This is a genomic window from Lysinibacillus parviboronicapiens (assembly GCF_003049575.1).
Taxonomy (GTDB): domain Bacteria; phylum Bacillota; class Bacilli; order Bacillales_A; family Planococcaceae; genus Lysinibacillus; species Lysinibacillus parviboronicapiens.
In genome coordinates this window covers 60,416-73,402 of the sequence record NZ_PYWI01000009.1, presented here as the reverse complement: position 1 = coordinate 73,402, position 12,987 = coordinate 60,416, and the positions used below count along the sequence as shown (strand labels likewise).

14 protein-coding genes and 1 pseudogene are annotated in these 12,987 nt (G+C 36.6%); 10 read left to right on the top strand and 5 right to left on the bottom strand.

The annotated features are described in order from the left end of the window. The first annotated feature begins 90 nt into the window (after nucleotides 1–90). The 3 genes and pseudogenes from C9J35_RS09890 to C9J35_RS09880 all read left to right on the top strand — a co-directional run bounded on the left by C9J35_RS09890 (nucleotide 91) and on the right by C9J35_RS09880 (nucleotide 2,647). A pseudogene (locus C9J35_RS09890) lies at nucleotides 91–1,757 on the top strand (AraC family transcriptional regulator). 182 nt (nucleotides 1,758–1,939) lie between these two features. After that, entirely contained in the window at nucleotides 1,940–2,179 is a 240-nt protein-coding gene (locus tag C9J35_RS09885) for a hypothetical protein (RefSeq protein ID WP_107924376.1), read from the top strand. 246 nt (nucleotides 2,180–2,425) lie between these two features. Continuing rightward, on the top strand, nucleotides 2,426–2,647 hold the full coding sequence (locus tag C9J35_RS09880) for a hypothetical protein (protein WP_107924375.1): 222 nt from the start codon (nucleotides 2,426–2,428) through the stop codon (nucleotides 2,645–2,647). A gap of 533 nt (nucleotides 2,648–3,180) precedes the next feature. Here the strand turns inward: C9J35_RS09880 and C9J35_RS09875 are convergent. Beyond that, nucleotides 3,181–3,411, bottom strand: a complete 231-nt coding sequence (locus C9J35_RS09875; protein ID WP_107924374.1) for a hypothetical protein — start codon at nucleotides 3,409–3,411, stop codon at nucleotides 3,181–3,183. A 390-nt stretch (nucleotides 3,412–3,801) separates the two neighbouring features. Here C9J35_RS09875 and C9J35_RS09870 point away from each other — a divergent pair, with 390 nt between their 5' ends. From C9J35_RS09870 to C9J35_RS09845, 6 genes are all read left to right on the top strand, one after another. Then, nucleotides 3,802–4,227, top strand: coding sequence for an acyl-CoA thioesterase (locus tag C9J35_RS09870; RefSeq protein ID WP_054768127.1), 426 nt, complete (start codon nucleotides 3,802–3,804; stop codon nucleotides 4,225–4,227). A gap of 11 nt (nucleotides 4,228–4,238) precedes the next feature. Then, entirely contained in the window at nucleotides 4,239–4,613 is a 375-nt protein-coding gene (locus C9J35_RS09865; protein ID WP_054768126.1) for a DUF423 domain-containing protein, read from the top strand. 187 nt (nucleotides 4,614–4,800) lie between these two features. Further along, on the top strand, nucleotides 4,801–6,129 hold the full coding sequence (locus tag C9J35_RS09860) for an SPFH domain-containing protein (protein ID WP_107924373.1): 1,329 nt from the start codon (nucleotides 4,801–4,803) through the stop codon (nucleotides 6,127–6,129). 14 nt (nucleotides 6,130–6,143) lie between these two features. Continuing rightward, a complete protein-coding gene (locus C9J35_RS09855) occupies nucleotides 6,144–7,247 on the top strand; it encodes a TFIIB-type zinc ribbon-containing protein (protein ID WP_107924434.1) in 1,104 nt (367 codons plus the stop codon). A 205-nt stretch (nucleotides 7,248–7,452) separates the two neighbouring features. Beyond that, nucleotides 7,453–8,349, top strand: a complete 897-nt coding sequence (locus C9J35_RS09850; RefSeq protein WP_107924372.1) for a DegV family protein — start codon at nucleotides 7,453–7,455, stop codon at nucleotides 8,347–8,349. Between the two features lie 160 nt (nucleotides 8,350–8,509). Continuing rightward, nucleotides 8,510–9,715, top strand: a complete 1,206-nt coding sequence (locus C9J35_RS09845) for an EAL domain-containing protein (protein WP_054768125.1) — start codon at nucleotides 8,510–8,512, stop codon at nucleotides 9,713–9,715. 121 nt (nucleotides 9,716–9,836) lie between these two features. On the opposite strand, the gene C9J35_RS09840 is transcribed toward C9J35_RS09845, so the two are convergent. The 4 genes from C9J35_RS09840 to C9J35_RS23560 form a co-directional block, all read right to left on the bottom strand. Further along, nucleotides 9,837–10,016, bottom strand: a complete 180-nt coding sequence (locus C9J35_RS09840; RefSeq protein ID WP_054768124.1) for a hypothetical protein — start codon at nucleotides 10,014–10,016, stop codon at nucleotides 9,837–9,839. A 16-nt stretch (nucleotides 10,017–10,032) separates the two neighbouring features. Continuing rightward, nucleotides 10,033–10,347, bottom strand: coding sequence for a DUF3784 domain-containing protein (locus tag C9J35_RS09835; protein ID WP_107924371.1), 315 nt, complete (start codon nucleotides 10,345–10,347; stop codon nucleotides 10,033–10,035). A 292-nt stretch (nucleotides 10,348–10,639) separates the two neighbouring features. Further along, nucleotides 10,640–10,792, bottom strand: coding sequence for a YjcZ family sporulation protein (locus tag C9J35_RS09830; RefSeq protein WP_107924370.1), 153 nt, complete (start codon nucleotides 10,790–10,792; stop codon nucleotides 10,640–10,642). Nucleotides 10,793–11,526: 734 nt separating this feature from the next. Then, nucleotides 11,527–11,688, bottom strand: coding sequence for a hypothetical protein (locus C9J35_RS23560; RefSeq protein WP_167395945.1), 162 nt, complete (start codon nucleotides 11,686–11,688; stop codon nucleotides 11,527–11,529). A 282-nt stretch (nucleotides 11,689–11,970) separates the two neighbouring features. On the opposite strand from C9J35_RS23560, the gene C9J35_RS09825 reads away from it, so the two are divergent. Beyond that, nucleotides 11,971–12,702, top strand: coding sequence for a polysaccharide deacetylase family protein (locus C9J35_RS09825; RefSeq protein ID WP_107924369.1), 732 nt, complete (start codon nucleotides 11,971–11,973; stop codon nucleotides 12,700–12,702). Nucleotides 12,703–12,987: the final 285 nt, after the last annotated feature.

Here is a 12,987-nt window from a genome sequence, read left to right as displayed (position 1 = left end):
CTATTAAAGCTGAGCTATAGTTGAAAGCGGGTCATTATATGTTATATTAAATGATAATGATAATCAATTTCGATAGTTAGGGAGTTGCTTATGAATCTAGCATCCTTGTATATTAGGCTACAACACTATGATAGGTTTCAAGTTGACCAGACGATCTCAGCGATTAGCCATAATAGGGGAATAAATAACAATGAAACAAATTTATGCACATTATTGATAGCACTTAGTCATGGCATAAGGCTGTATATAGATAAAATTGCAATCGATCTGCGACAAGGAAGTTGCATTCTAGTTTTACCAGCACAACGTTACACGGTGGAACCAAGCAATGGGGAGGGAGAGCTTGTGCGCTTTACCTTTGAAACCTTTGAAGTAGAGGGAATGACTTTGAATCCGGTTGCTCATTCACCTTTGCTTTGTGGTTATCCCTATAATCTTTTATTTTCTAGAGTCAAGCAAGTATTAGGACATGAAGCAGACAGGAAGAATCAGTTTCGCTCCTCGCTTTCCGCATCAGAAATAGCTATGATGCAAGGTAGACTTCAGCTTATTCTAGGTATGATGGCACAGTTAGACCAGCAAGCTTCCCATTTGCAAAAGAACGAAGAAAAGTTAAAAATGATCCAACATACTGTACATTATATGGAACAGCATTACGATGAAGACTTAACTGTAGAACAACTAGCTAACATGGCCGGAATGGTCAGATGGCAATATAGTCAACAGTTTAAAACATTAACTGGCCAAAAACCAACTGATTATTTGGTCCATTTACGTATAAAGCACGCAAAAAAACTTCTTTGCAATTCCACTGAGCCATTGAGCAAAATATCTCGACAAATTGGGTTCAAGGATGAATACTATTTCAGCAGATGCTTTCGTAAATTAACTGGAAACACTCCGCGTGAATATGCCAATATCCATCTACATACTCAGCAAAGAACAGTTATCGATTCACTTGGCAGAAAAGTTCATATTCCTAAAAATGCAACGCGTATTGTGACGGATGGCAAATATACACTCGGAGAATTACTAGTGCTAGGCATATCCCCTATAGGAGCGGCCATCTCTATGAAAGATAATGTGATTTATCACAATAAGTTACGAAATATTCAAAATATCGGGTACTGGGCAGATCCCGATAAAATAGCACAGTTGCAGCCTGAGATAGTGTTGCTTAGCTATCATCATCATGCGCACGATTTACAGTACTTGATGCAATTGCTCCTACTGTTGTGTTGGACAATAAGTTTAAACTATTTGAGCGATTACGGTATATCGCTAAACTATTTGAACGTAGTAAAGCGGCGGAGAAGTGGATTACTACATATGAGGACAAAGTAAGACTGGTACGTCAACAATTAGCAGATGCTTATATTGCTGGGGAGACGGCTACTGTTTATCTTAAGTTAGGTACAAAATTTTATATTATGGGCCAAAACGGATTGGCCGCCTCCTTGTATGAATCACTTGGCTTTCGCCCCTCTACCCAAGTGATGCACCTAATCGAGCAAGGGCAAGCATGGGTAGAAATTAAGCAGCATCAAATGAAACACTATGCTGGAGATCGCAATTTCATCTTGGCTTCTCGCAAAGAATTGCAAACAGTTGCTCACTGTCCACAGATCGCGGCTATAGTCGAGTTAACTCCCGGTAAGATTCATTTTATGGATGCTACATGGAATTATGAAGACCCTATCACGCGTGGACGGTTGTTAGAGGTGCTACCGTATATATTAAAGAAGAAAACTATGTGATTAGGAGTTTATCATCACACTAATAATCCTTGTTAACTCAACTTAAATGGCTTGAAAATTCAAATAAACCCTTAATGTAACTTGCAAACCCGTAAATATTTTTCATCCTTGACAGAAAAACACTTCACTAGTTTAGTAAAAATGGGCGTGACAGAAACCAATTCAAACACCGAAGGCATCCGGTGGTACAAGTGATCGGAGTATTTACAGAGTTGCAGCGACGAGTTTATGCATTGAATTATCGTATTAAGGAATACGAGCAAAAGTCTGCTGAGGTACAAAAACGCATCTCATACGTGATTGGAGATAGGGAGGTAGAAGTTCTTCACAGATTGTTAGATGGGAATAGTATGCGAGCGATTGGCAAGCACATGAAATGTACAAAAGACTGGATAGTTAAACAAATGTTAATGGGGGCGTAGGGCCCCCAATTTGGTTTTAAATTACAGAGCAATAGACTTTTGAAAAAGAAAAATATTTAAGTCAACTATATATTTTTGAAATTTCAAACAAATGAATGAGCAAAATCTAATTAAGTGGTAAAGTATAGAAAAAATGAATGGAGAACTATGTTATGGAAAAAGAAGTGAATCCTCACTTCGAAGATTTCCTTTTCGACTGGCGTTGTAAAAGCTACGGAAAAATCGATTTAATAAGAGGTTGAGTGTATGAATGACAAGAAGAATGGAAAATTACATGTATTGGTAATAGTATTAATGATATCAATATTGGCTGCGGCGTTTGTTCTATTTTTCTTAGGCCATTACAAGGTGGGGTTTGTTTTATTTGGAATTTTTATGTTGATTTTGAATTCTATTAGTAATTGGACAGGAATTAAAAATGCAGAATACGTTTATTTAAAAAATCATAAAAATAATGAGAAGTGGTAATTACTCTTAGGGTTTGTGCAATAAAAGTTTCAAACTTCGATATTTAATAAGAGTATAACATGCTCTTTTGATTTGTTCTCATATCAATTTTGTTAATCTAATTCATCTTAATTACAGTTGCACTTGGGTTTAAAAATAGCAAGAGTAGACACAATACAACTACTACGGTGAAATAAATGATAGTAACTTTTTTGATGATTTTACGCATTTACATATACTTCCTACTAATTTCCATTTTAGGAAATATAAAGTAAAATGAACATACAAAAAGTGATTCAAAAAAATATATTTCACAGTTGTTAAGGATGGTATTATTCAGGAATCACATTTGAAGGATTTGCAAAGTGGAGTAATGCTACGGACCGAATAATGGGTCTGTATATTACAATTCAGCAGAGACGAAGTTAATAAATAATAAATTGTCAAATTTAGTACAGTACTTGTAGAAAAAATACTATGTATATGTAAAAGCCCTCCAAACGGAAATTCGTTTGTTTGGAGGATTTTTTGTTTTGATCATAAGAAATTCTATTTTACCATTTTAAACTAGGATAAATATCAGAGATTTTTATGCTGTCTATTGTTGCTTTTTTAAAGAGTTCTTCATACCCATTAAATTCTTGTGTATATGAATCTCTGGTTCTTGATAAATAGGATTTACCAGGATTATGACTTATCCAATATTCATCATTTTTGTAATAAAAGTTAAGTTCATCACCCATTGCAATGGTGTTTTTGAATTCTAAGTATTCTTTTTCTGTCATGTGTGTAGCTCCTTTTTTATAACCTGGGCCTCTTTTGTCATAGTATCTTCTTTGAACAACTCTCTCGAAGAAATAATCTGTTTACTATAGTAATGACTATAAAAAATCACTCTTTTAAGAAGTAAAAAGAGTGATTTTTTATATTTAGATAGTATTGCACCTGCTCAATACTTTTGTATTTTTTATTTAAAATAATGGTACCCCAGAAAGTACCCCGATTAAAAGAGTTAATACGAGTTTATATGGTATTAAGTTATTTATATCAAAAATTAATTTTTATGTTATATATCAAATAGAGCACCTCTTCATTTTCAACGTTTCATCATTCCTAGAGCAAAAACCCCGCCAAATCAACATTTTTACGCTATAATGATATGCGAGGTGAAGAAAATGTTTGTAAGTGAAAAACAGATTGAGATTCGATATGCCGAAACGGATCAGATGGGCGTTGTGTACCACGCAAACTACATCATTTGGATGGAAATTGGACGAACACAACTAGTTAGCGATGCGGGATTTGAGTATGCCGCGTTGGAGAAAGAAGGCTATGTATCGCCAGTGATGGATTTATCCATTTCATATAAGGCAGCTATGCACTACGGCCAGGTAGCAACAGTGCGCACATGGGTGGAAAAACACGACCGTTTACGGACAACATACGGCTATGAGATTTTACATGAGGATGGCACAGTTGCTGCTACTGCCCAGTCAGTACATATTTTAGCTCATAAAGAAACGCTAAGACCTGTCTCTCTGAGTAAAATTGATGCTGTTTGGGATGCAAAATATAAAGAAATTGCTCTTGAGCAAAAATAGGTGAACAGCACATGGAAATTTTACTAGGTTTAGGCGCTATTATGGCTTGTCTTGGGGTGGCACTCGGTGCTTTCGGCGCTCATGCATTAAAAGATAAATTTTCGACGCCACGCTATGCGGCGATTTGGGAAACAGCCGTGCAATATCATATGTACCATTCATTAGGTCTACTTGTACTTGGTATGTTATCGAGTGATGTTCTTTTAGGGACATCTAGTATGCTTTCTTGGGCTGGCTATTTAATGTTTGCGGGCATTATTTTCTTCTCAGGCAGTTTATATATGCTTGCAGTTACGGGCGTTAAGAAATTAGGAGCTATAACTCCAATTGGTGGTATGTTATTTATTGTCGCTTGGATTCTTGTAGCCATCGAAGCTTTTGCTTAATCAGTGATGCTGTACACTTTGTGCAGCATCTTTTTTTATTTCATCGGAGGCTAGAAATAAACAAGAAGGGGTTTCGATTGATTGAAATTAATGAAACAAAATGTCCTTTCCTGCGTAATACAGTAGTGAGCAAATTATTTTTAATGATAAAATGAGCTTAAGTAAATTTTTGAAGGTGGGAATAAATATGGGTTTATTAAAGGCAGGCATTGGTGCATTAGCAGGCGTATTAGAGGATCAATGGCGTGAATATTTCTACTGTGAGTCGCTAACAGCAGACGTTCTCGTAACGAAGGGTGTAAAGCGTTCTTCTAAACGTGGTTCAAACAAAGGAAATGATAACATTATTAGTAATGGCTCCATTATTGCGATTAATGAAGGTCAATGCATGATGATTGTCGAGCAAGGAAAAGTGGTGGAGTTCTCTTCCGAGTCTGGGGAATATCTATATGATACATCAACAGAGCCATCAATTATGTATGGTAATGACCTTTCTACGAGCATTATGGAAACGTTTAAACAAATCGGAAAACGATTTTCATTTGGAGGTGAAACAGCAAAGGATCAACGCGTGTATTACTTTAATAAAAAGGAAATTATCGGCAATAAGTATGGTACACCCGCTCCTATTCCATTCCGTGTCATAGATAGAAACATTGGTTTAGATATTGATATCGCTATACGATGTCATGGGGAATATTCGTATAAAATTGTTGACCCATTATTATTCTATACAAATGTATGTGGGAATGTGGAACGTGAATTCACACGTGATGCCATTGACAGCCAATTAAAAACAGAACTTATGACGGCATTACAACCGGCCTTCGCGCAAATCTCAGCAAGTGGTGTACGTTACAGTGAAATACCAGCACATACAATTGCCTTAGCAGATGCATTAAATAAGGTGTTATCAGAAAAATGGTTAGCAACACGAGGGCTGGCAGTTGTATCCTTCGGAATAAGTTCTTTAAAAGCATCTGAAGAAGATGAAACAATGCTAAAACAATTACAACGGAACGCAGTGATGCGTGATCCTGGTATGGCAGCCGCTCATTTAACAGGAGCACAGGCTGAGGCAATGATTGCAGCTGCTAAAAATGAAGGTGGCGCAATGGCGGGCTTTATGGGCTTGAACATGGCGACGCAAGCTGGCGGCGTCAATGCAGGGCAACTATTCCAACTGAACGAGCAACATAAACAAGCGCAAATGACACAATCAATGCAGGCACAATCGACGGCGGCGCCCGATGCATGGACATGTGCTTGTGGGCATGAAAATACTGGCAAGTTCTGTTCAAACTGCGGGGCATCAAAACCGATGGCAGAAGGCTGGACATGTACATGTGGGACAACCAACAAAGGAAAATTCTGTAGCGAATGCGGGGCAAAAAAACCAGTTGGCGCATTACAATATGCTTGCGATAAATGTGGTTGGGAGCCAGAAAATGCGGCCAACCCACCTAAATTCTGTCCAGAGTGTGGCGATGTATTCGATGAAAATGATAGTAAGTAAGGGGATGACTAATGATGACGACACAAGAAGCAGAAAACGTCAAAGAGGCTAAGCTTGAATTCGACGCTGAATGTCCATCATGTAGTGCATCCATTGAATTTAACCCAGCAACAGGGAAGTTAACTTGCCCTTATTGTGGCTTTGAAACAGCGATTGCCATCCCAGAAAAAGAAGAAGACAAAGTTGCACAGGAAATGGATTTTGCACAAGCTGAGGAACGTGGAAATTTTAATTGGGGTGTTGAGAAAAAAACTGTTATTTGTAAAGCCTGTGCAGCAGAGACGATTTACGATGCATTACAAGTCGCCGACAGTTGCCCCTACTGTGGTTCCAACCAAGTAATGGAGGCCAGTGCAGATAATACACTTGCGCCAAATGGGGTTTGTACATTTGAGGTGACAGACAAGCAAGCAGGGGTTCATTTTCAAAAATGGATTAAAGGAAGATGGTTTACACCAAAAGCTGCGAAAATTAGTGCAAAGCCAGATTCCTTTAAAGGTGTTTATTTACCGTATTGGACGTTCGATACAAAAACTAGTTCACGCTATTCGGCTAGCTATGGTAAACATCGAACCGTGACAGATAAAGATGGCAATACGCGTACGGAGACAGATTGGTATTCGACAAGTGGCTTCTATCAGGAATTTATCGATGATCATTTAGTAAGTGCTACGACTCGATATGATCGAGAGATGATGCGTAAAATCGAACCCTTTAATTTGCTCAATAATAAATCCTATAAACCTGAGTATGTGACAGGTTTTCTATCGGAACGTTATAGCATAGGTTTACAGGATGGCTGGCATCAGGCGAAGAGGGAAATCCAAGATCAGCTAAATGCGCAAATAACAATGAAAATCCGTCGAGAAAAACACGCCGACGTTGTGTCAAATTTACGTTTCTCTACGACCCATGATGACATTACATATAAATATTTAATGTTACCAATTTGGCTATCGTCCTTCCGCTATAAAGAGAAAATTTACCGCTTTATGGTGAATGGACAAACAGGCCGTGTAGGTGGCGATGCCCCGATTTCACCGTTACGCGTAACGATTGCAGTTCTCTTATCATTCATCGTTATTGCATGTATCTGGTATTTCTTTATGTCTGAATAGTCAAGGCAATATGCCCGTAGTATCGTTAACATACTGCGGGCATATTGCTTTTTTCATTAAGAAAATTGTCGAAATAATGTCGAATGATGTAAATAAATTTAGCGAGTATGATAAATGTCACTATTCATCATGGTACTCTCTATGTATAGTTGCATAAGTTATATAGATAATAATATTTTACGATAGACGAGGAGCACAGCATTTAATGAAAAAGAAAATTGCATGGGTTACAGATACAGCAGCATTGTTAGACGAAAAATTCATACAGGACAATCAAATTCACGTATTACCACTAAACATTGTATTTGAAGAAGGGGCATTACGTGAAACTGTTGATATGACACATGATGAGTTTTACGACAAATTACGCAATGCTAAAACACATCCAAAGACGTCGCAACCTGCCATTGGTGAAGTGGTGGAATTATATCAATCATTAAAGCAACAAGGCTATGCTGGTGCAATCGCTATTCATACATCACAGCATTTATCGGGCACTTATTTAAGCGCTTTCACAGCTGCAGAGCAAGCACAATTTGAAGTGTACCCAGTCGATTCAAAAATTGGCTCTTTTCCAATGATGAAAATGATTGAACTGGGGCAGCAATTAGAAAAAGAGGGCTTTGAACCTGCCGCTATCGTAGAAAGAATTAATGAGCTTGCAGACCATAGTAAATTATCTTTTATCCCATCGAGTTTATCCCAATTGCATAAAAGTGGACGGGTAACAGGAACACAGGCCTTTTTAAGCAACCTTTTAAACATTAAAGTCGTTATTTCCTTTGATAATGGAAAAGTTGTGATGAAAGAAAAAATACGGACAGCAACTAAAGCGAAAGCATATGTAGAAAACCTGTTAAATATAGATGTAGAGTCAAGTATTATTCCCGAGGTGGCTGTTATTCACTGTAACAATGCAGAAGGTGCTAAATGTTGGCAAACTTCACTTGAAAAAGCCTACCCACTTATCACTTTTCATATTCTTCCATTGAGTGCATGTGTTGGCGTTCATGCAGGGGAAGGAACACTTGGCTTGAGCTGGGTATGTCAACCCGAGCTTGCCCCGTATAAGCAACAGGAAAAAGAATTAGTGACACAATAAATATAAAGCATATATTTTCTAAATAACGGCATGTGAAGTTGCGAATTTCCTATAAACAAATTATTATACAGTCAGAGAGCTTTTTCATTTTATGAACTGTGAATGTGATGTTATTTTTGAATAACAGTAGCTTGGTTATTCAAGTATGGAGGTTTCGACAATGGATGCAATTGAAGTGTTAACAAATTTAGATCAAATACATGGGTATTTTCAACCTATATTTAGCGCAGAAGCGCATACGGTTATTGCCTACGAAATTTCCGGACATTTACAAATTGAAGGTCAACAAATTAACTTAAATGATTTTGTGAATAATGAAGATATTCCAGAAGAATATAGAATTGATATGGAACATAAAATTTTGCACGCTGCTTTAGCAAAAATAGCGGAAGTACCAAATGAAATTGATATCTATATTCCAAGTAACCCCAATTTGTTGATGCAAGATTTCGGTGAAAGTCATTTCAATATTATTCAACAATATTTACAAGAAGAAGATTTACATCGCATTGTGTTAGTTGTGTCTGAACATCGCTTTTTAGGGGATATCAATAAATTACATCATGCACTGCGCTATTTTACAACGTACGGTGTAAAAATTGCTGTACAGGAGGTAGGAGCTGAAAGTCATTTAGAGCACATTGCTCTCCTTTCTCCACAGATTTTAAAAGTGAATATTCGTGACTTAAATTATGATTCATGGTCAGCCCAATCAGACATGATTTCAGCAATTGGCAGTTTAGCTTATAAAATTGGCGCGAACTTATTATTTGAAGGTATCGAGACTGTTTATCAACTGCAATTTGCCTGGAAAAATGGCGGACGTTTCTACCAAGGATCTTACTTGGCAAATGCAGCTATAACTTTTGTGGAAAAGGATGTGCTGAAGGAAAGATTTAAACAAGAATGTCAGCGATTCATTACCTCAGAAAAGAAAATGCTTGAGGCGCAGTATTTTGAACTAAAGAAGTTGCAGGAGGAGCTAGAGGCAATTGTCCATCGTGTCAAACCTTCTAGTGATAACATTGCCCATTTAGAACATTTAGCACAGCTGTTAGATAGCTATTCTTTCCGATTATATATTTGTAATGAGGACGGATTTCAGCTAACGCCAAACGTGATGCGTGTAGAGGGACAGTGGGAATTACAACCAAGTGCAATCAATAAAAACTGGAGTTGGCGTCCATATTTCCTGCAAACGATTATTAAAATGAGAAATGATCAAAGTGGGGAAATTTCAGAACTTTATCGAGATATTGAGACAGGCGAAATTACACGTACCTTTTCGATTGCCATCAATGAACATGAATACTTGTTTGTCGATCTTTCCTATGATTTTCTCTATGAACATAATATATTTAGATAGACTTATAAATACTGATATACCAAAGTTTGAGGGGTGCAAATGTACTTTGTACCCCTCATTGTACCCCAATTTTGTCCCCCATAATTTTTGCTACTGTTGTTACTGCAGTACCCTCAGCAATTTAAATACTCACATAAGATTGTCTTAGAATATGAGCTGAAAATCGTTCAATTTGATGCTTCGTTTTTAATGTATGAAACATTTTCACAATATAACCACTACTGATTGATTTTAAATTAGCGGTGATAAATACATAATCGATTTCTTCTAGTTCAGAACCAACAATGGAAGAGTCAAGCATAATAAAAAGAGCCTTCTCAAGACTCTTTAATTTGTTTATTAATAATTTGTTTCCATACCAAAATGACTACTGAACCTACACATATACATACGGCATATATAATATTGCTAATGAATCCCCAGTACTCAAGCCCGAAAGGTAATAGGAAAGTAGCAATACCTACTATGTAAGAGAAAATACCAAATAGTTTAGCAAGTTTATCTTTATCGCCAGTAAAACTTTCTTCTTGATAACCTGCAATAAGCCACAGTTTCTTTTTTATATGGATTTGATAACCCATAAAACTAATAATTGCAGCAAGAACTATACAAGTAATAAATCCAACAATCATTTTACGTCACCTCATGTTTTGGGTTCTAATAAGTTTACGGATGTTATTAAAAAAGGTTTCATCATTCATTACTGAACTATGTGAGGAAATAAAACTAGTCGAAGGGTCACTAAGCTGGATAGTGACCCTTTGGTCATAACAGGAGTGTATAAGGTCAGCAGATTAGCATTACACGACTATTATTACAACTTGTAAAAGGGGAGGTGACTATTGATTTAACCAAATGAAGGCGCAACCTGTCACTGAAAAGTACAAGTGAATGGTCAATTTTTAAAACAAAAAACTGGACGAGTTAATACTGACCACGCATGAAAGTAGCGCCGACAATAATTAGTAGAATGAATAATACAACGATTAGAACAAATGTTGAACCACTATAGCCATTGTCATAGCCTCTGTAATAACAATTGTTGTTGTAATTACCTACATTTCCGGAGTATCCCATAAAAATCCCCTCTTTTCTACAACCTATAGTATGTATTGCTGCTGAAAAGAGGGGGGAATTCATCTAATCAAAAGTCCCTTTTGTTTTGAAATTTAATGAAAAAATTAATGTGATTGATGTAGGGTGGGGAATAAAACACAAAAGGATCACTCGGACGAAAGTGACCCCAAGGTTTGGAGGTATATGGTTTAATTAGCTTTACACTATTAGTAATATGATGTGATAGCTGTTTTGTCTAGCCATTTGCCTGTGAAATAGATTAAATAAATTTAAAAGCTATAGTCGTGAGAAAACGCTACAGCCTCGAATTTTATGTAATGGTAATGTATTGGGTTTTGTTTGGAGGTTTATGCTAATGTCCGTTTTTTTATCGAATCGCCACTATTTCTTAAAATAGTTGTATTTGTTGTCGACAGTACCCATCGAGGTAACAGCATTGGTAAAAAACAGGACAAGTCTGTGGAATACAGCTTCACAAAAATTAAATTGCGGATCAATCGAATGAAATCAATGCCAAGTTGGATTGGTTCCACTACTTGCTAAAAGTGAGCTCTCGTAGCAAGCGAGTGTGGAAATAACACTTGAAGGGTGAAGGCATTCATGCAGAGAAATGATTTACACTATCTTCCACGAGGGTAATGCTATTGACTTGGTTCTTAAGTTTTTCTAATTCAGTGGTTAAATAGTCAATTTGTTTTTGCATGTCTTTATTATCTTTCTTATCATTTTCTTTTTCATTTTGTTGCTGAAGTTCTGCTTCTAATGCAAGTTACTGTTGAAATAGTCGATATTGTATCTCCAAGTGTGGATAATACTTCACCGACAACGGCTAGCTCAGCGGCCTGATGTGCTAAGTTACGATCACTTTGACCAAATCTTTTGTTATTTTCATGCAAACTAATTACCTCAGTCATAATGTCATAGCCAATTTATTTTATGCTATAAGTATTTTTAATGACTAAACGGATGATGCTGCAAAACATTAAATGCTTGCGCAAAAGTCAACGATGACTCTATAGACTGAGAGGGAACATATAAAATAGAAGGATTCGTAAATCTCCAGTGATTAGGAATACAACTATTTAAAATATAAACATTTATTAATGCAAAAATTAAAGCATTTTTAAGATGAATGAACAAATAATAAGAACTAAATAAATTGTGTGGGAAGTGATAACTTGAAAAGATTTTATCTATTTTTAATACCCCTATGTATTTTGGTTATCTCCATATTTTATGCAAGCGAAAGCTCATCCGCAGATAAAGGAAGAAAGTATTATGAAGAAGCAGGGCAAATTGTGTGGGAAGTAAAAACACAAAAAAAAATTATTGCCTTAACCTTCGATGATGGTCCACATAAAAAGTACACGCCTGAGATTTTAGATTTATTAGCCAAATACGATGCAAAAGCAACATTTTTTGTTGTCGGCCAAAATGCTGAAAAAAACCCTGAAGTAGTTTTACGAATGTATGAAGAAGGCCACGAAATAGCTAATCACACTTATACACATCCATTAAAAACGAACGTTCCTAACTTAATAAAGGAAATAAAACAGACACATGATACCATTTATAGTATTAGCGGGTATTCGCCGATTTTATTCAGACCAGTAGAAGGACAATATACCGATGCCATGATTGATGCAATTGTAAAGGAAGGCTATAAAGTAGTTATGTGGTCTTGGCATCTAGATACTCTGGATTGGAAAAGTCCTGGAGTTAATCAAATTGTAGATACTGTGTTAGAGGGTGTGAAGGAAGGCAATGTCGTGCTTTTTCATGACGGTGGGGGAAATCGCGAACAAACGGTAAAACCTATGAAAAAAATCCTGCCAGCACTTGAAAAGCAAGGATATAAATTTGTTACAATTCCTGAATTACTTGAGGCACAAAAGGAAAATAGTAAATGAAATGAAAATGCTGTAGCGTCGTCACTCGCTACAGCAAAATTGTTTTAAACCCTTTTAAGGTTAGTCAGTAAAAGCATTATAACATATGAAGAACAAAACCTGTTAATAAGGCCCCAAAAAATCATTAAAGAAAATTTTAACAGGTGAATTGAGAATTATCATTGAATAGCCAAAGCCACTGCGCGCTATCGATTCAATTCAGCTTAGCTAAATGACGGGATATCATTAACTTACAATCCTTGTGTTAACGCCATATCATCTTTTTGAGGCTTCCGCGATTTGAGG